Source organism: Nocardia sp. NRRL S-836, assembly GCF_001279525.1.
Classification (GTDB): domain Bacteria; phylum Actinomycetota; class Actinomycetes; order Mycobacteriales; family Pseudonocardiaceae; genus Lentzea.
The window spans coordinates 337,712-362,389 of sequence record NZ_LGDY01000091.1 but is presented as its reverse complement, the minus strand read 5'-3'; the positions used below and the strand labels follow the sequence as shown (position 1 = coordinate 362,389).

General features: G+C 70.6%; 27 protein-coding genes. 13 read left to right on the top strand and 14 right to left on the bottom strand.

Annotation, left to right across the window (positions count from 1 at the left end; genetic code table 11):
- Positions 1 to 31 precede the first annotated feature (31 nt).
- On the top strand, positions 32 to 2,260 hold the full coding sequence (locus ADL03_RS50480) for a PEP/pyruvate-binding domain-containing protein (protein WP_197288277.1): 2,229 nt from the start codon (positions 32 to 34) through the stop codon (positions 2,258 to 2,260).
- A gap of 91 nt (positions 2,261 to 2,351) precedes the next feature.
- Here ADL03_RS50480 and ADL03_RS12630 read toward each other — a convergent pair whose 3' ends face one another.
- From ADL03_RS12630 to ADL03_RS12620, 3 genes are all read right to left on the bottom strand, one after another.
- A complete protein-coding gene (locus ADL03_RS12630) occupies positions 2,352 to 2,645 on the bottom strand; it encodes an HPF/RaiA family ribosome-associated protein (RefSeq protein WP_157528519.1) in 294 nt (97 codons plus the stop codon).
- A gap of 136 nt (positions 2,646 to 2,781) precedes the next feature.
- Positions 2,782 to 3,249: a redoxin domain-containing protein gene (locus tag ADL03_RS12625; protein WP_231641802.1), complete on the bottom strand. Its 468-nt coding sequence runs from the start codon at positions 3,247 to 3,249 to the stop codon at positions 2,782 to 2,784.
- A 5-nt stretch (positions 3,250 to 3,254) separates the two neighbouring features.
- The gene (locus ADL03_RS12620) at positions 3,255 to 4,046 is read right to left on the bottom strand and encodes a cytochrome c biogenesis CcdA family protein (RefSeq protein WP_053733558.1); all 792 of its coding nucleotides are present in this window, start codon (positions 4,044 to 4,046) and stop codon (positions 3,255 to 3,257) included.
- 23 nt (positions 4,047 to 4,069) lie between these two features.
- On the opposite strand from ADL03_RS12620, the gene ADL03_RS12615 reads away from it, so the two are divergent.
- Entirely contained in the window at positions 4,070 to 4,723 is a 654-nt protein-coding gene (locus tag ADL03_RS12615) for a DedA family protein (RefSeq protein WP_053733557.1), read from the top strand.
- Between the two features lie 45 nt (positions 4,724 to 4,768).
- On the opposite strand, the gene ADL03_RS12610 is transcribed toward ADL03_RS12615, so the two are convergent.
- Positions 4,769 to 5,491 (bottom strand): dienelactone hydrolase family protein, encoded by a 723-nt coding sequence (locus ADL03_RS12610; protein ID WP_053733556.1) that lies wholly within the window; start codon positions 5,489 to 5,491, stop codon positions 4,769 to 4,771.
- A 175-nt stretch (positions 5,492 to 5,666) separates the two neighbouring features.
- Complete coding sequence (locus ADL03_RS46860) at positions 5,667 to 5,942, bottom strand: RICIN domain-containing protein (RefSeq protein WP_157528517.1); 276 nt, start codon at positions 5,940 to 5,942, stop codon at positions 5,667 to 5,669.
- 1,026 nt (positions 5,943 to 6,968) lie between these two features.
- Between ADL03_RS46860 and ADL03_RS12595 the strand changes: the two genes are divergently transcribed.
- Positions 6,969 to 7,358 carry a hypothetical protein gene (locus ADL03_RS12595; RefSeq protein WP_063798539.1) on the top strand — a complete coding sequence of 130 codons (390 nt, stop codon included), beginning with the start codon at positions 6,969 to 6,971 and terminating at the stop codon, positions 7,356 to 7,358.
- 202 nt (positions 7,359 to 7,560) lie between these two features.
- On the top strand, positions 7,561 to 8,322 hold the full coding sequence (locus ADL03_RS12590; protein WP_053733552.1) for a hypothetical protein: 762 nt from the start codon (positions 7,561 to 7,563) through the stop codon (positions 8,320 to 8,322).
- Between the two features lie 16 nt (positions 8,323 to 8,338).
- On the opposite strand, the gene ADL03_RS12585 is transcribed toward ADL03_RS12590, so the two are convergent.
- Positions 8,339 to 8,926, bottom strand: a complete 588-nt coding sequence (locus ADL03_RS12585; RefSeq protein WP_157528515.1) for a TnsA-like heteromeric transposase endonuclease subunit — start codon at positions 8,924 to 8,926, stop codon at positions 8,339 to 8,341.
- A 65-nt stretch (positions 8,927 to 8,991) separates the two neighbouring features.
- On the opposite strand from ADL03_RS12585, the gene ADL03_RS12580 reads away from it, so the two are divergent.
- Complete coding sequence (locus ADL03_RS12580; RefSeq protein ID WP_053733550.1) at positions 8,992 to 9,735, top strand: class I SAM-dependent methyltransferase; 744 nt, start codon at positions 8,992 to 8,994, stop codon at positions 9,733 to 9,735.
- A 22-nt stretch (positions 9,736 to 9,757) separates the two neighbouring features.
- Here ADL03_RS12580 and ADL03_RS12575 read toward each other — a convergent pair whose 3' ends face one another.
- The gene (locus ADL03_RS12575) at positions 9,758 to 11,743 is read right to left on the bottom strand and encodes an NACHT domain-containing protein (protein ID WP_053733549.1); all 1,986 of its coding nucleotides are present in this window, start codon (positions 11,741 to 11,743) and stop codon (positions 9,758 to 9,760) included.
- Positions 11,744 to 11,995: 252 nt separating this feature from the next.
- On the opposite strand from ADL03_RS12575, the gene ADL03_RS12570 reads away from it, so the two are divergent.
- Positions 11,996 to 12,511 carry a lytic polysaccharide monooxygenase auxiliary activity family 9 protein gene (locus tag ADL03_RS12570; protein ID WP_053733548.1) on the top strand — a complete coding sequence of 172 codons (516 nt, stop codon included), beginning with the start codon at positions 11,996 to 11,998 and terminating at the stop codon, positions 12,509 to 12,511.
- Position 12,512: 1 nt separating this feature from the next.
- Here ADL03_RS12570 and ADL03_RS12565 read toward each other — a convergent pair whose 3' ends face one another.
- From ADL03_RS12565 to ADL03_RS12550, 4 genes are all read right to left on the bottom strand, one after another.
- The gene (locus tag ADL03_RS12565) at positions 12,513 to 12,917 is read right to left on the bottom strand and encodes a DUF1992 domain-containing protein (RefSeq protein WP_053733547.1); all 405 of its coding nucleotides are present in this window, start codon (positions 12,915 to 12,917) and stop codon (positions 12,513 to 12,515) included.
- Positions 12,914 to 13,834, bottom strand: coding sequence for a prolyl aminopeptidase (pip, locus tag ADL03_RS12560; protein ID WP_053733546.1), 921 nt, complete (start codon positions 13,832 to 13,834; stop codon positions 12,914 to 12,916). Before pip ends, ADL03_RS12565 begins: the two co-directional genes overlap by 4 nt.
- 36 nt (positions 13,835 to 13,870) lie before the next feature.
- Positions 13,871 to 14,878 carry a hypothetical protein gene (locus tag ADL03_RS12555; protein WP_053733545.1) on the bottom strand — a complete coding sequence of 336 codons (1,008 nt, stop codon included), beginning with the start codon at positions 14,876 to 14,878 and terminating at the stop codon, positions 13,871 to 13,873.
- Positions 14,879 to 15,012: 134 nt separating this feature from the next.
- Entirely contained in the window at positions 15,013 to 16,002 is a 990-nt protein-coding gene (locus tag ADL03_RS12550; RefSeq protein WP_053733544.1) for an ABC transporter substrate-binding protein, read from the bottom strand.
- Positions 16,003 to 16,143: 141 nt separating this feature from the next.
- Here ADL03_RS12550 and ADL03_RS12545 point away from each other — a divergent pair, with 141 nt between their 5' ends.
- The 3 genes from ADL03_RS12545 (at position 16,144) to ADL03_RS12535 (ending at position 18,652) form a co-directional block, all read left to right on the top strand.
- Positions 16,144 to 16,410 (top strand): hypothetical protein, encoded by a 267-nt coding sequence (locus ADL03_RS12545; RefSeq protein WP_157528513.1) that lies wholly within the window; start codon positions 16,144 to 16,146, stop codon positions 16,408 to 16,410.
- A 63-nt stretch (positions 16,411 to 16,473) separates the two neighbouring features.
- Positions 16,474 to 17,445, top strand: a complete 972-nt coding sequence (locus ADL03_RS12540; protein WP_053733542.1) for a C40 family peptidase — start codon at positions 16,474 to 16,476, stop codon at positions 17,443 to 17,445.
- A gap of 265 nt (positions 17,446 to 17,710) precedes the next feature.
- Complete coding sequence (locus ADL03_RS12535) at positions 17,711 to 18,652, top strand: C40 family peptidase (protein ID WP_197288276.1); 942 nt, start codon at positions 17,711 to 17,713, stop codon at positions 18,650 to 18,652.
- A gap of 173 nt (positions 18,653 to 18,825) precedes the next feature.
- Here the strand turns inward: ADL03_RS12535 and ADL03_RS12530 are convergent, their stop codons facing one another.
- Together ADL03_RS12530 and ADL03_RS12525 are read right to left on the bottom strand one after the other, a co-directional pair.
- Complete coding sequence (locus tag ADL03_RS12530) at positions 18,826 to 19,122, bottom strand: hypothetical protein (protein WP_231641800.1); 297 nt, start codon at positions 19,120 to 19,122, stop codon at positions 18,826 to 18,828.
- A gap of 456 nt (positions 19,123 to 19,578) precedes the next feature.
- Positions 19,579 to 20,223 (bottom strand): hypothetical protein, encoded by a 645-nt coding sequence (locus ADL03_RS12525; protein WP_053733539.1) that lies wholly within the window; start codon positions 20,221 to 20,223, stop codon positions 19,579 to 19,581.
- Positions 20,224 to 20,366: 143 nt separating this feature from the next.
- Between ADL03_RS12525 and ADL03_RS12520 the strand changes: the two genes are divergently transcribed.
- The 4 genes from ADL03_RS12520 to ADL03_RS12505 are packed head-to-tail and all read left to right on the top strand — an operon-like array spanning position 20,367 to position 24,348.
- On the top strand, positions 20,367 to 21,068 hold the full coding sequence (locus tag ADL03_RS12520; RefSeq protein ID WP_053733538.1) for a VIT family protein: 702 nt from the start codon (positions 20,367 to 20,369) through the stop codon (positions 21,066 to 21,068).
- A 25-nt stretch (positions 21,069 to 21,093) separates the two neighbouring features.
- On the top strand, positions 21,094 to 21,318 hold the full coding sequence (locus ADL03_RS12515; RefSeq protein ID WP_053733537.1) for a hypothetical protein: 225 nt from the start codon (positions 21,094 to 21,096) through the stop codon (positions 21,316 to 21,318).
- Positions 21,319 to 21,325: 7 nt separating this feature from the next.
- On the top strand, positions 21,326 to 22,003 hold the full coding sequence (locus ADL03_RS12510; RefSeq protein WP_053733536.1) for an HAD family phosphatase: 678 nt from the start codon (positions 21,326 to 21,328) through the stop codon (positions 22,001 to 22,003).
- Positions 22,000 to 24,348, top strand: a complete 2,349-nt coding sequence (locus tag ADL03_RS12505; protein ID WP_053733535.1) for a glycoside hydrolase family 65 protein — start codon at positions 22,000 to 22,002, stop codon at positions 24,346 to 24,348. Before ADL03_RS12510 ends, ADL03_RS12505 begins: the two co-directional genes overlap by 4 nt.
- Here ADL03_RS12505 and ADL03_RS12500 read toward each other — a convergent pair.
- Positions 24,345 to 24,662 carry a nuclear transport factor 2 family protein gene (locus ADL03_RS12500; RefSeq protein WP_255353354.1) on the bottom strand — a complete coding sequence of 106 codons (318 nt, stop codon included), beginning with the start codon at positions 24,660 to 24,662 and terminating at the stop codon, positions 24,345 to 24,347. The two genes, ADL03_RS12505 and ADL03_RS12500, sit on opposite strands and share 4 nt — an antisense overlap.
- Between the last annotated feature and the right edge of the window lie 16 nt (positions 24,663 to 24,678).

Below are 24,678 nucleotides of genomic sequence, written 5' to 3'. Positions count from 1 at the left end.
AGGCCGGCCCGTTTCGACGACCATGGGCCAGATGATCCCGTTGATCCTGCCGCTCGACGACCCGCGCGCCGACCTGGCCACCGCCGGCGGCAAGGGGTCGGCGCTGGCGGAGCTCGCCAGGGCCGGGCTGCCGGTGCCGGCCGGGTTCCACGTCACGACCCGCGCGTACCGGGAGCGGTCGCTCGACGGGGTGCTGGCGGCGTTCCGCGACCTCGGCGGGCCGGTGGCGGTGCGGTCGTCGGCGACGGCGGAGGACCTGCCGGGCCTGTCGTTCGCCGGCCAGCACGACACGGTGCTCGGCGTGACCGAGGACGGGCTCCTCGACGCGGTCCGGCGGTGCTGGGACTCGCTGCACGGCAAACGCGCGGTCGCCTACCGCGAGCGCAACGGCGTCGGGGCGGCCGAGATGGCGGTGGTCGTGCAGCGGATGGTGCCCGCCGAGGTGTCCGGGGTGCTGTTCACCGCCGACCCGGTCAGCGGGCGAGCGGAGCCGGTGGTCAACGCCGTGCGCGGGCTCGGCGAGGCGCTCGTGGGCGGCGAGGCGGACACCGCCGACCTGCTCACCGCGGCGCAGAAAGCCGAGCTCACGGCGCTGGGACGGCGCATCGAGGCGCTCCGCGGCGGGCCGGTGGACGTCGAGTGGGCGTGGGCCGGCGGGAGGTTCCACGTCCTGCAGGCGCGGCCGATCACGTTGTCGCGGGTCGAGTGGAACGACACGCTCGGCGGCGACTACCTGTGGTCCAACGGCAACGTCGGCGAGGCGATCCCCGAGGTGATGACGCCGGTGACGTGGTCGCTGGTGCGGGTGCTGTCGAACGTGCGGATCGGCCCGCACCCGATCTCGGGCAACATCGGCGGCCGCTTCTACCTCAACATCAGCACCTACAGCGCGGTCGGCACCGTGATCGGCAAGGCCGAGCAGATGCGCAAGGCCGGCGAGGAGACGTTCGGGCGGATTCCGGACGGCGTGACGGTGCCGCCGCTGCCGATGTCCCGGCTCGCGATCATCGGCGCGGTGCTGCGCGGCGCGGGCGGGCCGATCAGGCAGCAGCTCCACTACCGCACGCGGCTCCCCCGGCTCGTCCGCGGCAACCCGGCCCGCTGCGCCGCCGCCCACCGGGCGATCGCCGCGTGCGACACGCCCGCCGCCCTGCTGCGGCTGTGGCACGAGGACGTCGACCGGCTGCTGCGGTTCGTCTGCCCGGTCCTCGACGCCGGCGCGCGGATGATCGCGGGCGGACCGGCGGCCGTGCGGCGCGCGCTCGTCGCGCTGGTCGGCCCGCAGGACGCGGCCACGCTCCTCACCGGCTTCCACGACGGCACGGGGCTCGCGAGCCTGGGCCCGCTGGTGGGACTCGCGCGGCTGCGGTCGGGGGAGATCGACCGCGACACCTTCGCCAGGGAGTGGGGGCACCGGTGCGCCGACGAGTTCGAGATCTCCGCGCCACGCCCGGCGGAGGACCCGGAGTGGATCACCCGGCAGCTGGCGGTGGTGGCCGAGCCGGAGGAGCTGCTGACACGGCAGGCCACGGCCAGGGCGGCTGCCTGGGACCGGTTGGTGGCGGCGCATCCGGGCCGCGCGGCGGCGGTGCGCAGGCGGCTCGCCCGGATCGGGGCGGGTGCGCGGGCACGGGAGCGGGCCCGATCGGAGATGGTGCGGGCGTTCTGGGTGCTGCGGGCCTTCGTGCTGCGCGCCGGTGAGCTGACCGCGACCGGTGACGCGGTGTTCTTCCTGCCGATCGACGACGTGCTGCGCGTGCTCGCCGGCGAGACCTCGGTGCTGGACCGGGTGCCCGCGCAACGGGCCGCGTACGAGCGTTACCGGGCGTTGCCGCCCTACCCGGCGGTGATCCGCGGCCGGTTCGACCCGGAGTCGTGGGCCGCGGACCCGCACCGGCGGTCCGACCTCTACGACGCGACGGTGGACGTGCCGATGCCCGCGGACGTCACCGGCTTCCCCGGCTCGGCGGGCGTGGTGGAGGGCACCGCACGGGTGCTCGCCCGCGTCGCGGACGGCGTGGCGTTGCGGCAGGGCGAGATCCTGGTGACGACGGTGACGAACATCGGCTGGACGCCGTTGTTCACCCGTGCCGCCGCGGTCGTGACCGACGTCGGCGCGCCGCTGTCGCACGCCGCGATCGTGGCGCGGGAGCTGGGGATCCCGGCGGTGGTGGGGTGCGGGAACGCCACCACCCGGATCGCGACCGGTGACCGGATCGTGGTCGACGGCGCACGCGGCACCGTGCGGAAGGTGCCGTGAACCGTCCGGCCGGACCGTGCGTCGCGGGTCAGTGGGGCACGGGCGCGCAGCTCCGCAACCGTCGGCCGGGCCGTGCGTCTCGCGGCGCGGGTCAGTGGGACACGGGCGCGCAGCTCCGCATCGAGACGAGCTGGCGGCGCACGCGTTCCCGCAGCAGGTCGATCACCTCGGTGACCGTCCCGCCTTCGGCGTACGCCCGCACCTCGACCCACTTGAGGTCGAGCCGGGCGTGCGCGTGGATCACGGCCTGGTCCGAGGTCAGGCCGACCCAGGCGAAGTCGACCCGGTCCGGGGCGTACCGGTCCAGCGAGCCGATCCGCGCCGACGCGTAGTCCCTGGCCTGCTCGGGAATGGCGTCCGCGACCGAGACCTGGATGTAGTCCATCGACACCCGCCTCCTCCTGCAGCCGCGCGGCAGCGCCACCCGGCCGGTCCGACCCTACGAAGCCGCTCGCACCGCCGAACCGGGCGTTGGTCCCGAGAACGCAGGGTCTTTGTCCCGGAGGTCGTGCCGCCCGCTCTCACGGCACCAGCGCGGTGACCCGCTGGTCGAGCTGTTCCTCGGTGGGCGCGCCGGTGAGGAGCTCCACCGCGCCGTCGACGCGGACGAACGCGAAGGTCGGCTGGGCGGTCACGCCGAACCGCTTCCACACCGACCCGTCGAGGTCGGCCAGGTGCGGGAACCCGTCCATCCGGTGGTCGGCGACGAACTTCTTCATCGCCTCCAGCTGGTCCTCGGCCGCGACACCGACGAACTGCACCTCACGGTGCCGGTCGGCGATCTTCGCGACGGTCTCCGCCTCGGCGTTGCAGGACGGGCACCACGGCGTCCAGAACCACAGCACCGCCGGGTTCCCGACCACCTTCTCGCCGCGGAACTCGGCGCCGTCGAGCGTCTTCGCCGTGAACCGGAACTTCTCCGGCGCGGGCGGCGGCTGCCCGCACCCCGCGATCAGCAGCACCGCGAGCAGGACTCCAAGGACGCGCACGGTCCTCACCTCCTGACCGGGCGTACGGCCCGCCGCCTCCTGCGGTTCAGCCACCACGCCCCGGCGAGCACCAACGCCACGACGAACGGCCACGGCCCCAGCGCGGCGACGAGCTGGGTCAGCACGTTCTGCACCCGCCCGGCACCGCGCACCACCGGGTCGGCCGCGCTGCCGCCGGCCAGGAACAACCGCAGCTCGAAGACGCCGTAGTAGGTGACGTACGCGCCGACCACGACGAGGACCACGCCGCCGATCCGGTTGACGTGCGGCAGGAGCGTGCGCACGCGCGGGGCCAGCACGGACCCGGCCGCCGCGAGGGTGGTGACGACCAGGCCCATGCCGAGGGCGTAGGCGAGGAACGCGATCGGGCCGGTCCGCAGGCTCGTGCCGACCAGCGCGAGGAACGGGCCGATCGCGCACGACAGCGACGCGATGGCGAACGCGATGCCGTACCCGTACATCGACCAGAGGCTCTTCGGCGCCGCCCGGAGCTGGGGCAGCCTCAGGTAGACCGACCTCCCGGCGACGAGCAGGACCCCGACCGCGAGCATCGCGAGGCCGATCACGACCGTCACGAACGGCAGGTAGCGCTTGAGGGTGGTGGCGACCGGGGCGACGACGAGGCTGAACAGACCGAAGAAGGTGACGAACCCGGCTGTCATCATCAAACCGGACGAGATGGCGCGGCCCGCGTTGTCCCGTGCGACCAGTCCCAGATAGGCGGGGAGCATCGCGAAACCGCACGGGTTGACGGTGGCGAGCATTCCGGCCAGGACGGCTAAGGCGACCTCGTTCACGACGTCGAGGCTAGAGTTGCGGGGTGCTCGTCGAACAGTGGCTCGAAGCCATCCCTCCCCTGCTCGTGTACGTGATCGTGGGCCTGGTGATCGGTTTCGAGTCGCTCGGCATCCCGCTGCCCGGCGAGATCGTGCTGGTCACGGCCTCGCTGCTGGCCTCGCAGCACGACGAGCTGAGCCCGTTGTGGATCGGCGTGTGGGCGAGCGCGGGCGCGATCATCGGCGACAACTTCGGCTACCTCATCGGCCGGCGCGGCGGACCGCGGCTGTTCGCGTGGATGAGCCGGAAGTTCCCGAAGCACTTCGGCGAGACGCAGCTCGCGCACGCGCGGCGGGTGTTCCAGAAACGCGGCGCGTGGGCGGTGTTCTTCGGCCGGTTCGTGGCGCTGCTGCGCATTCTCGCGGGCCCGCTGGCCGGGTCGATGCACATGCCCTACGGCAAGTTCCTGGTGGCGAACGCCCTGGGCGGCGTCGTGTGGGCGGGCGGCACCACGGCGGCGGTGTACTACCTCGGCGTGGTGGCCGAGAAGTGGCTGAAGGGCTTCTCCTACGCGGGCCTGGCGATCGCCGTGGTCGCCGGTGTGGTCGGCACGCTCGTGATCAAACGCCGCCTGGCCCGCGCGGCCGCCTCCTCCGACGACCCCGGCGAGCGCACCGAAGAGACCACGCCCGCCTAGTGGAGCCGCTCACCGGGTCCCGGTGAGCGGCCCGTCCACCGGGACCTACCTCAGGTGCCGCACGAAGAACCGGTTCGCGTAGTCCGCCTCGAACGCGGGCACGCCGGTGTGCCCGCCCATGTTGGCGTGCAACGTCTTCTCCTTGCTTCCGAAGGCGTCGAACACGTCGAGGGCCAGCTGCCGGTCGTTGCCCTCGTCGTCCCACTGCAGCAGCACGTGCAGCGGAATCGTGACCCGCCGGGCTTCCTCGAACATGCTGCGCGGCACGTAGCTCCCGGCGAACAGGAGCGCGGCCGCGATGCGCGGCTCGACGGCCGCCAGCCGGATGGCCACGGCCAGCACGCCGCCCGAGAACCCGACCGGCCCGCTGATGCCGGGCACGGCGAGCAGGGCGTCCAGAGCGGCCTGCCACTCCGGCACCGCCTTGTCCACCAGCGGGAGCACGAGCCGGTCGACGATCTCGTCCACCGGCTCACCGGCGCCGATCGCCCGCCGCAGGTCGGCGCGCGCCTCCTCCGCTGCGGCGGAACGAGGCCGGTCACCACCGCCGGGCAGCTCGATGGTGGCGGCGGCGAACCCGTGCGCGACGCAGTCCTTGGCCCGTGGCAGCAGCCGCGGGTACATGGCGCGCAGCCCGCCGGGGTGGCCGAGCAGGACCAGTGGCGCCGGCTGCGATCCGGACGTCCACAGGACTCCGGGGATGTCATCGAGGACGAACTCGCGCTCGACGACGTCGTCTTCGAGGCGCTTTTCAGTGGTGAAACGCATGGTCGTGCCTTTCGGGAGTGCTCGTGAACGGCGCTCCCGGACGACCTATCGCCCGACCGTGACCCCGGAGGGAAGCACCCATGTCGAAACGTTCACGGGTACCACCTCCTCTGTCTCTCGCACGGCCGCGGGAAAGGTAGCAGGCGTTGTCGCGCCGCGCCAACGGGTTTCGGTCTCACCCGGCGGGGGTGAGCGGCGCGCGCTCGACCCGTTCCAGGAGGAACACCTGGTCGGCCTGCCCGGAACAGGCGGCCTGGGACAGCTCCGCTCCGGCATCGACCTCGGCCACACCACCCAGCAGCCCCACGCACTTGCCGCTGTGCACCGGCCGCAGCACGAACCCGTTCAGCACGGGGACCGACACCGGCTGGAACAGGAACCGCTGATCGGCCGCCGAGGTGCAGTTCCTGGGCGCCAGCAACGTGCCGTCGTCGAGCAACGCCTCGTCCACGGACAGACACCCCAGCCCTCCCGCGGGTGGCGCCACTTGATCAGGTACACCCCGTTGCCGACGGCTTCGAGGTAGGTGTCCGGCACCAGCCCCTCACACGGCCGTTGCACGGCCAGCGGACGGTCGGTGCGCTTGTTGCGCTCACGCCCCTCCCCCACGCAGAGGTCGCGTCCGGCGGTGAGGCCCGGACGGAGCAGGTACCAGCCGTCGGCGGGCAACGCCGGCAGATCGGGGGACCGGTTGAGCAGAACCGTGACGACCACGGCGATCGTCACCACGCCCAGCACCGCCGCGCCGGTGAGCCATCGCTTCGGTCGCTTTGCGACCGTTCCAGCACTCGGTGACCGCGCGGCCTGATCCTCCGGCTCCACCTCTTCCACCGGCTCCACCCCTTCTGCCGGCTCCACGCCGAGAGGCGGGCCCACGGCCAGACGTTCGCGGGCGCTCAGCCACTCCGCCAGATGCGACCCGTCGCCGCACGCGCGCACGAACACCGCCAGCAACTCCGGCCGGGGCAGCGCCTCCCGGCGCAACATGTCGGCGACGGTGCTGCGCGGCAACGTGGCGCCGTGCTCAGCAGCTTCTTCCTCCAATTGCCGCAAAGTCCGTCCCGATTCTCGCTTCAACGCCCGCAGCAGGGCGGAGAACTCGGCGACATCTCGCGCTGAATCCGGCTGGACGCGGTTGCGAGTCACCATCCCATCCTGGCGGATCTCCCGGTCCCCGGACGTCGGCTGGTCAGGTGACCTTTGTCCGGCTCACCGGACAGACGCCTCCTGACCAGGTCAGAGCCCGCACAGCCCGTCCGGGACGCACCGAACCGCTTGGCGCCCGTGCACCGCCTTGCCAAGCTGACATCGCGTCACCGGAATCGCTGCACTCCCGCGACGCCTTTGGGGGCAAAGTTCGAATCGCGCGCCATTGCGGCGAACGCGAATCAAGCGGGGGCATTCCGTCGCGCGCTACCACATTCACCCGTTCCGTTCGCTGGATTCGAGGCGTTCGGCACACCTGGAAGGAATCACCGTGAAACTCATAACATTGCGCAGCCATGCGGCCGTGGCCGGCCTCATCGCCGGCCTCGTCGTCGTGGCCCCGTCCGCCTCGATGGCCAGTCCGGCCACCGAGGGCCAACCGGCCACGTCGGCCGCCTGCCGTTCGCACAGCCACTCGGCGAAGGACACGTTCAACGAGGGCTACCCGTCCAAGTCGAGCGTGCCGGTCCGCTCGGAGGGCCCCTACGCGGACTGCTCGATCGACGGCTACATCGACAGCAGCACAAGGCTGCACTACCACTGCTACGTCACCAACGACTCGGGCAACACCTGGACCTGGGTGCGGGTCGTGGGCCAGGACATCGCCGGCTGGGTCTGGGACAGCAACCTGAAGTACAACGGTTCCGCCGTGCGCTGCTGACAGCCGGGGTGGTGTCTCCGTCACGGCGGAGGCACCACCAGGTCGGCAGCCCTCTGTCCGCTGTTGTCGTGGAGGTCGTGCGTAACGCGCGGGCCCGATGGCCCGACATCGAGGCCGTCACCAAGTGACGACGTCCCTGTGCGCAGACTGGGCTCCAGCCGCTCGGGTGCGTGACCTCTCGCGACGACTCGAAGGAGCTCGGGTGCCCTCTGACGCCCTCGACGGACCGGTTCCGGCGTCCAGCGGACGGGGTCAGCCGATCCTCGACCTGCTGGACAAGGCGATCGGCCTGCAGACACCGCTGGTGCGCAAGAACATCGCCAGGGCCCGCCAGCGCAACCCGGACGCGACACCGGCGGAGGTCATCCGCACCCTGGAACGGATGTACGTCAGCGCCCTGGCCGGTACAGGCGCCGCGGTCGGAGGCGCCGCGGCCGCACCCGCCGTCGGCACCGGCATCGCGCTGGCCCTGTCGGCGGGCGAGTTCTTCTCCTCGCTCGAACTGAGCACCCTCTTCGCGCTCTCGGTCGCCGAGGTCCACGGCATCCGGCTCGACGAGATCGAACGCCGCCGCACGCTCGTCATGGGCATCCTGCTCGGCGAGTCCGGCTCCACCACCATCGGCAAGATCGCCGAGCGCACCGGCCAGCACTGGGGCCGCCAGCTCGTCGGCAAGGTGCCCGCGGCGACGCTGCTCAGGATCAACAAGGTGCTGGGCAAGAACTTCATCACCAAGTACGGCACCAAGCAGGGGATCATCGTGCTCGGCCGGGTGGCCCCGTTCGGCATCGGCGCGGTGATCGGCGGCGGCGCCAACGCCACCGTCGCCGCCCTGGCCGTCCGCGCCGCCCGGCGCGCGTTCGGCCCGGCACCGGAGTCGTGGCCGGAGGCGGAGTTCCTGGACGTGACACCGCCGGGAGTGGCGCCGGAACCGAACTCGGCATCGGCACCGCAGGCCGACTGAGCCCACGTCCGGACGCTCACGGACGAGGGCTCGAGCGGCGGCGCAGCGGGCGATCCGCTGCGATCTTGACCGCTCGTGAGTGAGCCGGGCTGCGCCACAGCGGCATCGGCCGCGAGAACACCGCGCGCAGGGTCTGCGCCACCACGTGCAGGTCGTGACGCGGGTGCCGGTATCCGGCCAGCCACCGGACATTCGCCAGCAGCACCTCAGGTGGCGTGCCGACGATCTCGTAGCGCCAGCCCAGCAGTTCGCAAGCCGCTCGGGTGGCCTCGAAGGCGACCTCGTCCTTGGGCTTGATCCGGTCCAGCGGGCGGCAGTCCAAAACGATCGCGGTTCCGTCCGCGAGCCGCGCGAAGTAGTCAGGCGCGTGCGACCGCGACCGGGCTTCCGCCGTGGTCCAGAACAGCCAGTACGGCTGCGAGGCGAGACCGACGGTGTCCGGATCGAAGTCGAGCAGCATCAGCCGATCCCGTTCCAACCAGGACTCGAAGCCGACCAGGGACAACCGCTGCTCGCCGGCCTCGGTCGCAAACGCGACCTCGAACTCCACAGAGTATCCAGTGGACTCGGCGTTGACCTGGTCTGATGGGAGCGCGCCGCCCAAGCGGGCGATTGGCGAGGGAGAGGATCTCCTGGCACCCTGGTTGATCACTGGGCAGTATGGGAAACATGCCTGCCATTCCCGAGAGCTCCGCCGTCATCGCCGATGTGGCCGTGGAGAACGACTACGACGGCTTCGCCGAGGCGTACACGGCCGAGAACGAGACCAGCCTCCTCAACGCCTACTACGTCCGGCCCGCGATCGTGGACCTGGCCGGCGACGTGGCCGGTCGACGAATTCTCGACGCCGGCTGCGGTGCTGGTCCTGTGTCCGTCGCGCTACGTGATCGGGGAGCCGTCGTGAGCGGCTTCGACCGCAGCGCCAAGATGGTGGAGCTGGCCCGGCAGCGGCTCGGCGACGACGTGGACCTGCGGGTCGCCGACATAACGGGCCCGCTGCCGTACACCGACGGCGCGTTCGACGACGCCGTCGCCGCTTTGGTGCTGCACTACCTGGAGGACTGGACCGCACCACTGGCTGAGCTGCGGCGGGTGCTGAAGCCCGGTGGCCGGCTGATCGTGGTCGTCAACCACCCCATCCTCCTCAAGATGGTGCATCGCGAGACTGACTACTTCGCGACCACCAAGTGGTCCGACGAGTACGACTTCAACGGCCAGAAGGCCGTGCTCACCTACTGGCACCGGCCGCTGCACGCGATGACCGATGCCTTCACCGCAGCAGGCTTCCGCACCGCCGTCATCAGCGAGCCGCCTCCGGCGCCGGAAGCCCACGAACTCTTTCCCGACGAGATGGCGAGGTTCCCCTCCGGGGCCTTCCTGAGCTTCGTGTTCTTCGTCCTGGAGGCCGCCTGACTGGACCGGCCTGGCCGCAACATCACATTGATCCCGGCCCGGGGCGCGCGTGATCGCTCGGTCCGCTTGCCGGGGTCCATGTCTCGCGAAAGTGAGCGCGCAGGCGCTCGTGGCGGAACTCAGCAGCGGTGCCCGCCATACGCAACAGCCCGACCTCGTGCGCCCAGTCCAGGAACCGTGCCGTGCGCAACGGGAGCCGGTCACCCCACCGGCCGATCGCGACCACAGCGGGGTAGCGGGCGAGAGGCGAGCGGGGAAGGGCGAAGGCGAATCCAATCGTCAGCCCATAGGCCAACGTGCCGATAACCGAACCGACGATCACGTCTACTGAAGTTCCAACTTGTTCAGCGGACGAGGCCAGCGAGCCTATCAGGGAGCCCATCCCGGCGACCGAAGCCAGGATCTGCATCGCCGCGCGGGTCTTCGCCCAGCGCAGTGGGTCGCTCGGCCGGACGCAGACCTCGCGGCTCGACGAGCTCATCGCCAGCATCGCGCTCAGGGCCAGCGCGGGCACTGCGGGCAGTAGGAGGGTTGTCTGCCTGGAGCTGACGACCACAGCGACGCCCACGGCGACGACCGCTGTGCCGATCGCCAACGGGCCTCTGCGCAGCAGGTACTCCGGGGACCACAGTTGCGGGGTGGCGGGCGGCGCGATCATGGTGACTGCGGCGACGACCACGAAAATGACGATGCTGACGAGCATCAACCCCGACGCCATCTCCTCCTCCCCAGGTAGCAGCACCATCTCGGCGACGAAGATGAGTGGCGCTGCGGACAGCAGGCCGACAGCGCAGCCCGCGACCCAGCTGAACGCGCTCCCGCGCAGGCGTAGAACGGTCCACAGGGCGGTCACGTCGATGACGTCGCCTGCCGCCACCGTGCGCAGCCACCTCGTGACTGCGCCCTCGTCCCCCCGCACGCCCCAGGGGAGCGGCGAGTGCGCCAGGAGGGCCGCGACGAGGCCTGCCGCAAGGTGGTGCTCCAGTTGGCCGGGCTTGAGGCCGATCAGTTCGCGCGGCATGGAGGCCTCGTCCGCGTAGACCGTCACCGCGAGGTAGAGCCGCAGGGGCGAGGCGAGCGCCTTGGCCAACCGCCCGCCGGGATACTTGCGCATCGTCGCGATCACCGGCGTCCATCTGGGCTTCACCGTTCCTGGGAACCGGTGGGCCAGCCACGCGGCGATCTGGTCCACGGTCAACGGTTCCAGCTCGATGACGGTCGCGTCCTGCAGCGCCGTCGAGTAGTCAGCGGTGCGGCAGGTCAGGACCACGGGGTCGCCAGTCGGGCCCATCGGTTCGTTGAGCACCTGTACGACCTGTTTCGCGCGTCGGGCAGGCATCTCGTCCAGGCCATCGAGTACGGGGAGGACCCAGCCGTCCGCCACCAGCCGGGCCGCTGCTTCAGCCTTCACGCTGTAGGTGTGCGTCAGCCACGTCGCAATCCAGGCGTCGAGCGTGGCCCGGGTGATCTGCTCCGCGTCGTAGGTGGCGAGCGTTAGCCGGACGGGCACCCGGAAACGCCCCGGCGCCTCGGCCGCCAGGTCGAGCAGCAGCCGCAGGGCGGCCACGGTCTTGCCTGACCCCGGCTCCCCGATGACCACCAGCCTGCCGCGTTGGAGCGAGCGGTAGTAGGCGGCGATGGTCGCCAACGAGCCCGAGTCCGCCCCGCCGTCCACGCGCCACGGGCGGAACCGCGGCTGGAGAAACGCCAGGTCGGCGGGGCGAGGGTCGCCGTTGTCGCCGAGGAGCCTGGCCAGAGTGCGGGCTTCGGCGCTGGTGACGGCGCCGAGCAGACGGGTCGCGGCGGCGTGCAGTACAGCTTGGTCGTCGTAACGCGGCCGAGGCTGCAGCGCCCACACGGACACGCCGAATCCGAGCATCCCCACCGGCAAGGCGAGGACGTTGGCCACGTCTGGGCCGTCGGCGAGGTTGGTACGGGCCAACAACCACAGCGTCACCCCGGCCGCGAGGGAGGTCAGCCCGACGGCAGCCCACAGCGTTCGGCGCATGCGCGCAATCTTGCCGCACGACGCGCCTCACAGACGCCGTTCGCACTCAAGCCTGCTATGTACCCCAAACTCCGCCACAACCTCCGCCAACCAGGCCCGAACACCGCCAACGTCATGCGGACAGGACAGCCAAGACGAGACAAGTCCGACAGGCACACCTTGTGGCTCCTTCGTCACTCGCGGTATGGTCTAGACCTTCAACCGCCGCCGCGATGTCACGAACACCAGCAACATCAAGGCAAAGGAAGTCACATGGATATCCGACGCAGGGTCGCGGCCGCAGTGGCCGGGGTGGTCGCCGCACCGTTGCTCGTCGTGGCTCTCCCCACCGGCACGGCGTTCGCGCATGGCTACGTGTCGTCGCCTGCCAGCCGTCAGGCGCAGTGCGCCAGCGGCGTCGTTTCCTGCGGCTCCATCAAGTACGAGCCGCAGTCGGTGGAGGGGCCCAAGGGCCTGCAGAGCTGTCACGCCAACCTGTCGCAGTTCGCGGAACTGAGCAACGACAGCAAGGGGTGGCGGGTGGCCAACACCGGCCGGTCGGTGACGTTCAACTGGACGTTCACCGCGCGGCACAGCACGCGGGATTACTACTACTACGTCGACGGGCGCAAGGTGGCCACGTTCAGCGGCAACAACCAGCAGCCGCCGGCGAACGTGCAGCACACCGTCAACGTGGGCTCGGCCGGTCGGCACAAGATCCTGGCCGTGTGGAACATCGCCGACACCTCCAACGCGTTCTACTCCTGCGTTGACGTCAACGCGAGCTGAGTCAGCCGGTAGGTGAGCTCCCCTTCCGCTCACGTACCAGCGCGTCCACGTCGAACGGCATGAGGTTCAACGGTGGACCGGACAACGGTTTGCGCAGTGCGTCGAGGATGCGTGCGTTGATCGCTTCGGCGATCGCGCGCGCGTCCTCGTCGGTGGGAGCCGCGAGCGCGCGGGCCTTGGCGCTCTCGGCTTCCTTGCGCAGCAGCAGGGAAGGAGGCAGGCCGGTCCCCTCCTCCTCGCGCACCTTCTTCTTGAGCCACCAGTCCTCGTCGAGCGTCTCGCCCGCGCCGGGCAACGGTTTGCCCGCGCTCGGCAGGTTGTCGAACTCGCCGCGTTCCTGGGCTTCGCGGATCTGCCGGTCGATCCACGACTCGAAGTCCATGCCGTGCGGTTTCCGTTGCGTCATGGGGAGAACCTCCTCGCTGCGGCGTCGATCGCCGCGGCGAACGCGGCGCTGCCCTTGTGACCGCTGTCGTCCACGACGGTCAGCGTCGCATCCGGCCACGCCCGCGCCAACCGCCAGGCCGTGTCCGGCGGGCAGCTCATGTCGCGGCGGCCGTGGATGATCTCGCCGGGGATGCCGGCGAGCTTGTCCGCGTCGCCCACCAGGTCGCCGACGAACCCGGTGTTCGCGTAGTAGTGCGCGCAGATCCGCACGAACGCGATCATGTCGCTGGAGGGGCGGTCGCTGAACAGGTGCGGTTTGCCGAAGCTCTCCAGCGAGAGAACCGTGTCCTCCCAGCGCATCCACTCCACGGCGGCCTGCTCGCGCACGGCGTGGTCGGCGCTCTCCATCAGGTCCGCGTAGGCGCGCCTGAGGTCCGGCGCGTGGCCGGCGTGGGCGCTGAAGCGGTCCCACGCCTCCGGGAAGAACCGGGAGACGCCCCGGTAGAGCCAGTCCAGCTCGCGGGCCGACGCGAGGCTGACCGCGACGAGGATCAGCTCGCTGACCCGGCCGGGGTGGCGCTGGGCGTAGGCCACGGACAGCGTCACGCCCCAGGAACCGCCGAACACCAGCCACTTCTCGATGCCGAGGTGCTCGCGCAACCGCTCCATGTCGGCGATCAGGTGGTCGGTGGTGTTGACGCTCATGTCCGCGGCCGGGTCGCTGGCGTGCGGCGTGCTGCGGCCGCAGCCCCGCTGGTCGAACAGCACCAGCTTGTAGTTGCCGCCGCGCAACGCCTTGCGCGCGTTGACCGAGCAACCGGAACCGGGCCCGCCGTGCACGTACACGGCGGGCTTGGCGTCCGGATCGCCGACGACCTCCCAGTAGATCTGGTTGCCGTCGCCCACGTCGAGCATGCCCTGGTCGAGGAGGTCCATGATCGCCAGGCTACCGAGCCATCCCGGCCGCCGCCGCTACACCGCGACCGGCTTCCAGCTCAGCCCGGCGTCGTCGGAGCGGTAGACCTCGGCGAACTCCTGACCGGGGCCGCCGCGCACCAGCGTGGCGTGGCGCGCGTCCGAGAACGCCAGGTCCTCGAACGACGGCCCGCCCAGCGTCAGCGGCGTGGCCCACTTCTCGCCGGTACCGCGGTGCACGAACGACCAGTCACGGCCGGTCGCCGCCACCAGCGCCGCCTCCGGCGAGATCGCGAAGCCCGTCGTGATGCCCTCGCGCGGCGGCACGCTGACGGTCGTGAACGGTCCTCCGCCGGTGGACCTGCGCAGTTCCTTCGTCATGTTCCCGAAACCGGGGTCGAAGCTGCACAACGCGTAGCGGTCGGCGCCGACGGTGCCGAGCCTCGTCGCAGACTCGACCGTGCACGGCGCCGGCTCCTCCAGCCAGCCCGCCGGCGACCGCGTCCAGTACCGGTTCTCCTGGAACGGCACCGACAACGAGACCTGGCCCGGAGCGAGAGCACCGAACGCCTGCCCCTTGACCTCCACGCCGGGCACCGGCTGCCAGCTGCTGAACCACAGGTCGCGGTGGTAGAGCCGCGACGACGTGCCGTCGTGGACCACCGCGAGGAACCCGGCGTCGTCGAACCCGAGTGCGCCGACGGTTCCCTTGAACCCCAGCGGTTCCCAGCGGGTGCCGCCGTTGCTCGTGACGAACAGCTGCTCGCCGTCGGTCACCATGCCCGCCGCGTCGCTCGCGAACAGCACGCGCAACCGGCCGGTCTCGGGAACCGCCAGCGGCGGTGTCGGCACCCGCGTCCAGGACGTTCCCCCGTCGAGCGTGCGGATCAGCCGCACGCAGTTCTGCGTCTGGCACAGGGTGTCGACGCCGAGCACCCAGCCGTGCTCACCCGACACCCACGACGTCGACGCGGGCGTGACCCCGGTCCCGGCGTGGGCGGCGGACGTGGTCAACCCGGTCAGCAGCAGTGAAATGGCAAGGACGGCAACACGCTTCCCCCACATCGCCTTCTCCCCTCAAGAGGCTGGTTCCCACTCAACACCCCTTTCGGGTGAAGCGGCAACCAAGAGACGCCACGGCCCGTGCGGTGCCGAGCACGCGCAACGGGCCGTTTTTCTTGTGAGGACTCAGCAATCGGTCATCGTGCCAGTGCCGCGTCCAGCTGGTCGGCGAGCTTGTTCATGATCTTGGCGTAGGAGGAGTAGCTCAGCGGGGCCACCGCGTTCCACTCCACGAACCGGTTCGCCTGCACCGCGGGCAACGCCTGGAAGACCGGGTGGCCCTCCTTCATCTTCTCCGGGTCGAGCACGTGCTGGCGGGTGTCCCACATGATCACGTGTTCCTTGTAGGTGCCGGAGTTCTCCCACGACAGCGACTGGAAGTAGCCGCCGCCCTCGGCGTCGGGCGTCGTCGGCGTGAGCAGCGGCAGGCCGAGCTCCTTCGAGTACCAGTCGAGGTCGGGGTTGCGGGCGGGCACCGCGACGTAGAACAGCTTCGGGTCCGCGCCGACCACCTGGATCTTCTGGTTCGCCGCTGTCATCTTGGCGCCGATGGCCTTGAGCCGGTCCGCGGCCTTGGTGAACGCCTCCTCGTCGGCCTTCACCTTCGCCGAGTCGACGTCGGCGCCGAGGGACTTCGCGAGCTCGCGGAAGCGCTTGATGCCGTCCGGCAGCTGGATCTTCGACTGGCCGATGCCGACCGTGGGAGCGATCTTGGCGACCTTCTCCTCGAACTCGGCGGTGAGGTGCCAGAGCCCGGTGACCTCCGGGTAGTAGCCGGCGACGACGAGGTCGGCGTTCAGCGCGGCGAACTTCTCGACGTCGATCTCGCCGTAGCCGGGACCGGTGATGTCGGTGACCTGGCTCGGGTCGATGCTGCCGGCCTCGGGGTCGGTGCTGCCGTCGGCGCGCTTGAGCGGGCCGAACGTGCCGACCACGTTGACGCCGTAGTCCTTGAGGGCGCCGGCGGCGGACACCTGCGCGACCACGCGTTCGGGCCGCTTCTCTGCGGTGACCTCCTTGCCCCGGTCGTCCTTGAACGACCACTGTCCCTGCTGCTCCGCAGGAGCGTTTCCACCACACCCGGCCACCAGGCCGAGCAGCAGAACCGCGGCGACTGTCCTGCGCACCTGTCCACCTCCTGAGTTTAGGCTTGCCTAACCTATCAAGCGGCGATGGAACCCCCGCAGGGGTGCCTGATCGGGTGTTATCGATCTCGGCTCGGCGAGTGGTGCCGCAGCGGCGGTGCGCCCGCCTCTAGGTTGCGCGTCGTGTTCAACTACTCACGTATCGCAACCTCTGTTCTGGCGGCCGCCGGTGCCGCACTCGCCGCCGCGTCGCCCGCGCTGGCCGACCCCGGTTCGGGCTTCGGCATGGACGCGCACGTGCCCGACAACCCCTGGAACCACAGCGCCGTGGCCGTGTGCGCGACGGACGTCCTGACCGCTCCGGTGAGCGGCGCCTCGCTCGGACAGGTGCTGAACCACTGCGCCGACGGCAAGGTCGTCCACGAGATGGTCCACCACGTCCAGGGCTGAACCGGGCCGGCCCACCGGCCGTAGGCCTCCTCAGAAGTTGTTCCCGACTCCTGAGGAGGCCGCGTGCCCGGCCGACGTGCTGCCAGGACAACCGCTTTCGCCGCCGTGGTCGCCGCGACGGTGGTGTCGATGCCATCCGCGCACGCCCAGCCCGCCGCGGACGCGCTGAAGGCCTACACCGAGCTCACCCACCACGCGGAGAAGCTCACCCAGGACCACCTCAAGGCGCAGAGCGACCTCGCCGCGGCGAACACGCAGCTCAGCACCGCGACGGAGACCGAGAAGCAGGCGCTCGCCGCGTCCGAGCGGTTCCGCGGCCAGGTGGACCTGCTGACCGAGGCCTCGTTCCAGGGCGCCCGGTTCACCAACCTGTCCGCACTGCTGACGAGCAGCTCCCAGCAGGACTTCCTGCAACGCATGCAGGCGCTCACCATCCTCGCCGCGGACAACAACGAGGCGCTGGCCCGGCTGGACGCCACGCTGACCACGGCCGCGCGGGCGAGGTCGAGCGCGGCCTCAGCGGCCGAGGCGGCGACCAAGCTGCTCTCGGACGTGGCGCAGCGCAAGGCGGCGATGGACGAGCAGGTGGCGACCGCACGGGCCAAGTACCGGTCGTTGTCTGCTCCGCAGCAGGCCACGCTCGCCGCGAAGGGCGACACGTCCTCGGTGCCGGTGCCCGCGGGCGCGGCCGGCGCGGCGCTGAACTTCGCGCTGGCGCAACGCGGCGAACCGTACGTGTTCGGCTCGAACGGCCCCGACTCGTGGGACTGCTCCTCGCTGGTGCAGGCCGCCTACCGGGCCGCCGGCGTGAGCATCCCCCGCGTGACCTACGACCAGGCGAAGGTGGGCCGTGCGGTGACCCGCGCGAGCATCGCGCCGGGCGACCTCATCATCTACTACTCGGGTCAGTCGCACGTGGCGATGGCCGTGGACGGCGTCCGGGCGGTGCACGCGTCGACCGAGGGCGTCCCAGTCAAAATCGCCGACATCGACTCGATCGGTCCTATTTCGGTGATTCGCCGGGTGGTCGGGTGACGCGTCTCTCCCACCCCGCGATAAACCGACGTAGACGGCTGTGAGAGCGTGCTGATCGGTGAACTGGTGGGGCTCCGGTGGTAGACGTGAACAAGGTCATTCCGTAACCTGTCCGAGACCTTCGGCCCAGCAGTTAACCCACTCGGGGCACACGCCAAGGTTGCCGCCTCACACGCAGTAGTTCTCAGTGTGGTGGCTGCCAGGACAAAGGAGGACCCGCGACGTGGTGTCGCAACCCTCACGCCGTACCGTGCGTGGAGCGATCGTGGCGGCAGCAGTCGTCGCCGCCGCTCTTCCCACGGCCCCGGCCAACGCACAGCCTTCGGCCGCCGACGCTCTCAAGAAGTACAACGAGCTGTCCGAGCAGGCCTCCCGCCTCAACCAGGACCACCTCAAGGCTCAGGACGACCTGAAGGCCCGCCAGGGTGAGCTGGACAAGGCGAAGAGCGACCTCACCGTCGCCAAGCAGGCAGAAGAAGCCCTTCGCGGCCAGGTCGACCTCCTGACCGAGGCCTCGTTCGGCGGCGCTCGCTTCAACCAGCTCTCCGCGCTGCTCGTCAGCAACTCGCAGCAGGACTTCCTCAACCGCATGACGGCCATCAACATCCTGGCCACGGACAACGCGGAAGCCCTCAAGAAGCTCACCGACGCCGTCGACGCCGCTGACGCCGCCACCCGCAAGGCCAACGAGGCCACGGAGGCGTCGAAGAAGCTGCTCGGCGAGATCGAGGCCAAGAAGACCGAGCTCGCGAAGCAGCTCGACGAGGTCCGCGCCCAGTACAACCAGCTCAACGCCGCCACCCAGACCGCCCTGCGCAACAAGGGCGACATGTCGACCATCCTGGTCCCGGCCGGCACCGCCGGAAAGGCCCTGGAGTTCGCACTGGCCCAGCGCGGCGAGCCCTACGTCTACGGCTCCAACGGCCCGGACTCCTGGGACTGCTCGTCGCTGATCCAGAAGGCTTACGCGTACGCGGGTGTGTCCATCGGCCGCACCAGCTACGCCCAGGCCGCTGCGGGCCGCCCGGTCTCGCGTTCCGAGGTCAAGGCCGGCGACATCATCGTCTACTACTCCAGCCAGTCCCACGTGGCCATGGCGGTGGACAACGTACGCGCCGTCCACGCCTCGACCGAGGGTGTGCCGGTGAAGATCGCCGACATCAACTCGATCGGCCCGATCTCCGTGATCCGCCGCATCGAGGGCTGACCCCGTCCGGTCGGCGGCACCGTCCGGCTGGGTTTGTACCGCTCGTCGCAACGCCCCTGCCCCCCGCACTTCGGGGACAGGGGCGTTTCGTCTTCTCCTGGGCCTGTGCCGCGGGTCTGGTCGAACGGGCCGGGCCGCTCCTGGAGGCCCGGCCCGTTCGCGCAGTCGGCCGGTCACTCGCCGGCGACCCCGTCCTCGGGTGCCTGACGGGCGATCGCGAAGGCCGGGTTGCCCTCCTCGTCCTGCCGCACGTCGAGGACCTTGTCGTCCAGGAACTCGGCCGCGGCCGGCTCCATGATGACCTTGGCACCCGCGTCCGCGGTGACGACCTGGTCGCCGTCGACGGGCTCGGCGAGGGAGAGCTCCAGCGCGGCCTGACTGTTGTCCTCGGTGGCGAGCGCGAACCTCAGGCCGACGTCGTCGTTGGTGCTGGACTGTGCAGTCAGCTCGTTGATGACTTCCGCAGCCACCGGCGTCACTTCGAGCATCTCGGCCCCTCTGTCTGGAAACAACGAACGCGCCCCGTGTTCCCGATGGGTGCCGGTCTCAACCCTCACCGACCGGGTGACGGCGGAAAAGCGCAGGTAGAAGCCTTGAGAAAGGCCAGGTGACGCACGGCACGGCCGGAACCTCCGCGAGTCGATCGACGTGAGCCGGACGCGTGGGACACATCGGCCGACCTGCCGCACCATCAAAGGGTCCGGGGCCGGCCCGCTCACCGAGTCGCATCGGCCAGACCGTCATCCGCCGCCGGTTCGCCTACCGCCGGTTCGCCACCGCCCGGCCTTACCACCGCCGGTTCGCTCACCGCCAAGGCCTCACCACCGCCTGGGCCTCACCACCGCCCGAACCAGACATCCCGAACCAGACATCCGAACCACGCGTCCCGAACCAGGCGCCCCGGTCACCGAACGCCCCGCTGCCCCCTAAGCCACCCGCTCAGCCGCCGGGCGCTGCGCCTCCTTCCGCACGTGACCGCACGCCGAACACACCCGCTGCACCGGCACCAGGTCGGCGACCAGCCGCCACGAGTCGGCGAAGCTCGGCGCCTGCACCCCCGGCACGAGCAGGCTGTCCAGCGACTCCTGCCGGCGGCGGCCCTTCTCCCGGCTGCGTTCGACCGGGTCACGCCGGTGGGCCAGTGCGCGGGAGGCGGCGCGGGCGCGTTCGCCCTCCGAGCCCAGGCCCGCGGAGCGGCGCGGGGTGTTCAGCACCGCGTTGCGGCGGTTCACCCGGAACCACTCGCCGAGCGTCATGCCGGGTAACGGGGGGCGGGCCAGGGTGCCGTCGGCTGTCCAGGAGCGCAGGCGGGCGCGCAGGAACTCGTGCGCGACCTGCGAGCGGGAGCGGGGGCGGCCCTGGCGGGTGCCGTCGGGGTGGGTGTCGATGGCGGTCAGCACGGCGTCGACGGACCAGCCGGCGGCGAACCAGGGTTCGAGGGTGCGGCGGATCCAGTGCCGGTTCGCGTCGGGCCAGGAGGCGCGCACGCACAGCGACTCGACGGCGGTGGCCACGTCGGCGTCGGTGGCGGGGACCACGCGGCCGGGCCAGCGGCGGGGCTCGATCTGCATCTGGACTGACCTCCTGAAAGCACCGTGACGAACATCTGTTCGACAGTGTGCCACCGGGGTCTGACAAAAAACGACGTCCAACCGGCTGACCTGGGTAAACACCGGGCTTAGCACGCCTGAACAGTGCGCGATAGCCTGCCGGGATGACGCATCACGAGCCTCACGACGAGGTCAGCGGCGACCGGATCAACTGGCTGCGTGCGGGGGTCCTGGGTGCGAACGACGGCATCGTGTCCACCGCCAGCCTCGTGGTGGGTGTCGCCGGTGCGACCACGGACCGGGTGCAGATCCTGGTCGCGGGCCTGGCGGGGCTCTTCGCCGGTGCGATGTCGATGGCCAGCGGCGAGTACGTGTCGGTCAGCAGCCAGCGCGACGCCGAACGGGCGTTGATCGCGCAGGAGAAGCGCGAGCTCAGGGAGATGCCCGACGAGGAGCTCAAGGAGCTCGCCGACATCTACCAGGGCAAGGGGCTGGACGCCGAGACGGCGCGGGAGGTGGCCGTGCAGCTCACCGAGCACGACGCGCTGGCCGCCCACGCCGAGGCCGAGCTCAAGCTCGACCCGGACGAGCTCACCAACCCGTGGGGCGCCGCCATCGCCAGCTTCGTGAGCTTCACGATCGGCGCGCTGCTGCCCCTCATCGCCATCGCGACCACCCCGCCGTCCCTGCGCGTGCCCGTCACGGTCGTCGCCGCGATAGTGACCCTCGCCCTGACCGGGTACTTCAGCGCACGGCTCAGCAACGCGCCGAAGCAACGAGCCGTCCTGCGCAACGTCGTGGGCGGCCTGATCGCGATGGGTGTCACCTACGCCATCGGATCGCTCGTCGGGCAAAGCATCGGATGAGCCGAATGCGGGTACAAGGACCGGCATGAGTGAAGACAGGGGCGGTTACGCGCCGGCGGACAACGACGACTTCGAGGCCCTCGACGAGGACAACCTCAAGAAGGACCCGCTCGAGGAGGGCATGGACCCGCCGGAGGACTGGGCCGGGGCGGACAAGTACGGGATGACCGAGTACGAGCAGGCCCACCCGCGTCCCCTCGAGGAACGGCTCAAGGAAGAACGGCGCGAGAACGACGAGACGGGTGCATGATCGCAGCATGAGCCTCGGCATCCCGGAGAAGATCACGGCGTTGCTGTTCGACCTCGACGGCGTGCTCACGAGCACCGCGGTCCTGCACCGCAAGGCGTGGCGGCAGACCTTCGAGGACATGGGTCAACCGTTCAGCGAGCAGGACTACCTGTCCTACGTGGACGGCAAACCGCGCTACGACGGCGTCCGGAGCTTCCTCGCCTCGCGCGGGCTCACGCCGCCGGAGGAGGAGGTCCGCCGCATCGGCGACCGCAAGAACGACCTGGTGAACCACATCATCGACGAGGAGGGCATCACGCCCTACCCCGCCTCGGTCCGCTACCTGCAGGCCGCGCGGGAGGCGGGCATGCCCATCGGCGTCGTCACGTCGTCGGCCAACGCCATGCGCGTGCTGCGCGCGGGCAACCTGCTGGACTACGTGGACGCGCTGGTGGACGGCAACGTCATCGCGGCCGACAACCTGCACGGCAAACCGGAGCCGGACTCGTTCATCGAGGGCGCGCGCAGGCTGAAGACACCGCCGGAGCACGCTGCCGTGTTCGAGGACGCGCTCGCGGGCGTCGCGGCCGGGCGCAAGGGCGGGTTCGGGTTCGTCGTCGGTGTCGACCGCGGCAACCAGCGCGAGGCGTTGCGGGCCGGCGGCGCCGACCAGGTGGTCGACGAGCTCGACGAGCTGCTGTCATGAGCTACGCGATCGAGCCGTGGCAGTTGCGCTGGCAGGGCCTCGCGGTCGACCAGCTGCAGCGGACCGAGTCGACGTTCGCCCTCGCCAACGGCCACATCGGCTTCCGCGGCTCGCTGGACGAGGGCGAGCCACGCGGCCTGCCCGGCACGTACCTCAACGGTTTCTACGAAGAGCACCCGCTGCCCTACGGCGAGGGCGGCTACGGCTACCCCGAGGCGGGTCAGACGGTCGTCAACGTCACCGACGGCAAGATCATCCGGTTGCTGGTCGAGGACGAGCCGCTGGACATGCGCTACGGCAACGCCGTCGAGCACGACCGCACGCTGGACTTCCGCACGGGCACGCTGCGCCGCCGCACGCTGTGGGAGTCGCCGACCGGACGCCGGGTGCTGGTGCGCAGCGAACGGCTCGTGTCGTTCACACAGCGCGCGGTGGCCGCGATCCGCTACGAGGTCGAGCCGATGGACGACGTGCAGCTCGTCGTCCAGTCCGACCTGCTCGCCAACGAGCCGATCGAGAAGCGCACCAACGACCCGCGGGTCGCCGCCGCGCTGAACTCGCCGCTGGTCAGCGACTTCACGATGGCCGAGAAGGCCAGGGCCGTGCTGTGCCACCACACCAGGGTGTCCGGGCTGCGGATGGCCGCGGCGATGGACCACGAGGTCGACGCGGGTGGTGCCGAGCCGCGCACCGACATCCGCGCAGAGGCCGACCTCGCGCGGTTCACGGTCGCGGCCGACGTGGCGGGCGGCAGCAGCCTCAAGCTCACGAAGTACCTGGGCTACGGCTGGTCGGCGCAACGGTCCACGCCCTCGCTGCGCGCGCAGGTCGAGGCGGCGCTGGCGGGGGCGCTGCAGACCGGCTGGGACGGGCTGATGGCCGAGCAGAAGGCGTTCCTGGACGACTTCTGGGAGGTCGCCGACATCGAGCTCGACGGTGACGACGAGCTCCAGCAGGCGATCAGGTTCTCGCTGTTCCACATCCTGCAGGCCGGTGCCCGCGGGGAGACCCGCGCGATCCCCGGCAAGGGCCTGACCGGTCCCGGCTACGACGGTCACGCGTTCTGGGACACCGAGACGTTCGTGCTGCCGGTGCTCACCTACACGGTGCCCGACGCGGCCCGCGACGCGCTGCGGTGGCGGCACTCCACCCTGGACAAGGCCCGCGACCGGGCGAAGGTGCTGGGGCTCGAGGGCGCCGCGTTCCCGTGGCGTTCGATCAACGGTGCCGAGTGCAGCGCGTACTGGCCGGCGGGCACGGCCGCGTTCCACGTGTCCGGCGACGTCGCCTACGCCACCCAGCAGTACCTCAACGCCACCGGTGACGAGGACTTCGACCGCGACGAGGCCGTGGAGATCCTCACCGAGACCGCACGGCTGTGGTGCTCGCTGGGCCACCACGACCCGCACGACGGGTTCCGCATCGACGGCGTCACCGGGCCTGACGAGTACTCGGCGATCGTGGACAACAACGTCTACACCAACCTGATCGCCCAGCAGAACCTGCGGGCCGCCGCCGACGCCGCCGAACGCCACCCCGGCAAGGCGGGGGCGAGCGACGAGGAGATCGCCGAGTGGCGCAGGGCCGCCGACAAGATGGCCATCCCCTACGACGAGATGCTCCAGGTCCACCCGCAGGCGGACAACTTCACCAAGCACGCGGAGTGGGACTTCGAGCACACGCCGGAGGAGAAGTACCCGCTGCTGCTGCACTACCCGTACTTCGACCTGTACCGCAAGCAGGTGGTGAAGCAGGCGGACCTGGTGCTGGCGATGCACCTGCGCGGTGACGCGTTCACCGCGCAGGAGAAGGCCCGCAACTTCGCCTACTACGAGGCGCGGACGGTGCGGGACTCGTCGCTGTCGGCGGGCACGCAGGCGGTGCTGGCGGCCGAGGTCGGGCACCTGGACCTGGCGTTCGACTACCTGGTCGAGGCCGCGTTCACCGACCTGCACGACCTGCACGACAACGTCCACAACGGACTGCACATGGCCTCGCTGGCCGGTGCGTGGACGGCGCTGGTGGCCGGGTTCGGCGGCATGCGCGACCACGGCGGCGAGCTGACGTTCGCGCCGCGGATGCCCAGCGCGCTGAGCCGGTACTCGTTCCGGATGTCGTTCCGGGGCACCAGGATCGGCGTCGAGGTGTGCGAGACCGAGGCCACCTACCGGATCGTCGACGGCACCGAGCTCACGACGAAGCACCACGGGGAGACGATCACGATCACCGCGGGCAGCCCGGTGACCATGCCGCTCCCGCCGGTCCCGGAGCTGGAACGGCCGCCGGCCCCGTACGGCCGGGAGCCGCGCAGGGCGGCTCCCGGACAGCCGGGGCTGCGGCGTTAGGGCAGCAGGGAGACCTGGTAGTGCGTGATCAGGTCTCCCTGCACCAGCACGGCCAGGGTGACGGTGATCGTCGGCCGGTCGGTGAACGAGAAGTCGACGGTGAAATAGCCGAGCTCCAGATCATCGGCCAATTTCCGGGTTTCGAGCACCTCGTACTCCGCTTTCAACCCGGTGGGCTGAGAATCGTAGTAGGCGGCGATCGCCTCTCTGCCGACACCGTAGGGCTTGAGCCCCTGGAAAATCGCGTCCTCGGTGAACAGTGCCGCCACGCGCTCGGGTTCGTGCGCGTCCACGGCGGCCTTCCACCGGCCCATGACGTCCTGGACGCCC

Coding starts and splice junctions, on each gene's coding strand:
- ADL03_RS50480 (WP_197288277.1), top strand. CDS start 32: ATGATCCCGTTGATCCTGCCGCTCGACGACCCGCGCGCCGACCTGGCC.
- ADL03_RS12630 (WP_157528519.1), bottom strand. CDS start 2,645: ATGGACTACATCCAGGTCTCGGTCGCGGACGCCATTCCCGAGCAGGCC.
- ADL03_RS12610 (WP_053733556.1), bottom strand. CDS start 5,491: ATGCGTTTCACCACTGAAAAGCGCCTCGAAGACGACGTCGTCGAGCGC.
- ADL03_RS12580 (WP_053733550.1), top strand. CDS start 8,992: ATGCCTGCCATTCCCGAGAGCTCCGCCGTCATCGCCGATGTGGCCGTG.
- ADL03_RS12575 (WP_053733549.1), bottom strand. CDS start 11,743: ATGCGCCGAACGCTGTGGGCTGCCGTCGGGCTGACCTCCCTCGCGGCC.
- ADL03_RS12570 (WP_053733548.1), top strand. CDS start 11,996: ATGGATATCCGACGCAGGGTCGCGGCCGCAGTGGCCGGGGTGGTCGCC.
- ADL03_RS12565 (WP_053733547.1), bottom strand. CDS start 12,917: ATGACGCAACGGAAACCGCACGGCATGGACTTCGAGTCGTGGATCGAC.
- pip (WP_053733546.1), bottom strand. CDS start 13,834: ATGGACCTCCTCGACCAGGGCATGCTCGACGTGGGCGACGGCAACCAG.
- ADL03_RS12555 (WP_053733545.1), bottom strand. CDS start 14,878: ATGTGGGGGAAGCGTGTTGCCGTCCTTGCCATTTCACTGCTGCTGACC.
- ADL03_RS12525 (WP_053733539.1), bottom strand. CDS start 20,223: ATGCAGATCGAGCCCCGCCGCTGGCCCGGCCGCGTGGTCCCCGCCACC.
- ADL03_RS12520 (WP_053733538.1), top strand. CDS start 20,367: ATGACGCATCACGAGCCTCACGACGAGGTCAGCGGCGACCGGATCAAC.
- ADL03_RS12515 (WP_053733537.1), top strand. CDS start 21,094: ATGAGTGAAGACAGGGGCGGTTACGCGCCGGCGGACAACGACGACTTC.
- ADL03_RS12510 (WP_053733536.1), top strand. CDS start 21,326: ATGAGCCTCGGCATCCCGGAGAAGATCACGGCGTTGCTGTTCGACCTC.
- ADL03_RS12505 (WP_053733535.1), top strand. CDS start 22,000: ATGAGCTACGCGATCGAGCCGTGGCAGTTGCGCTGGCAGGGCCTCGCG.
- ADL03_RS12500 (WP_255353354.1), bottom strand. CDS start 24,662: ATGGGCCGGTGGAAGGCCGCCGTGGACGCGCACGAACCCGAGCGCGTG.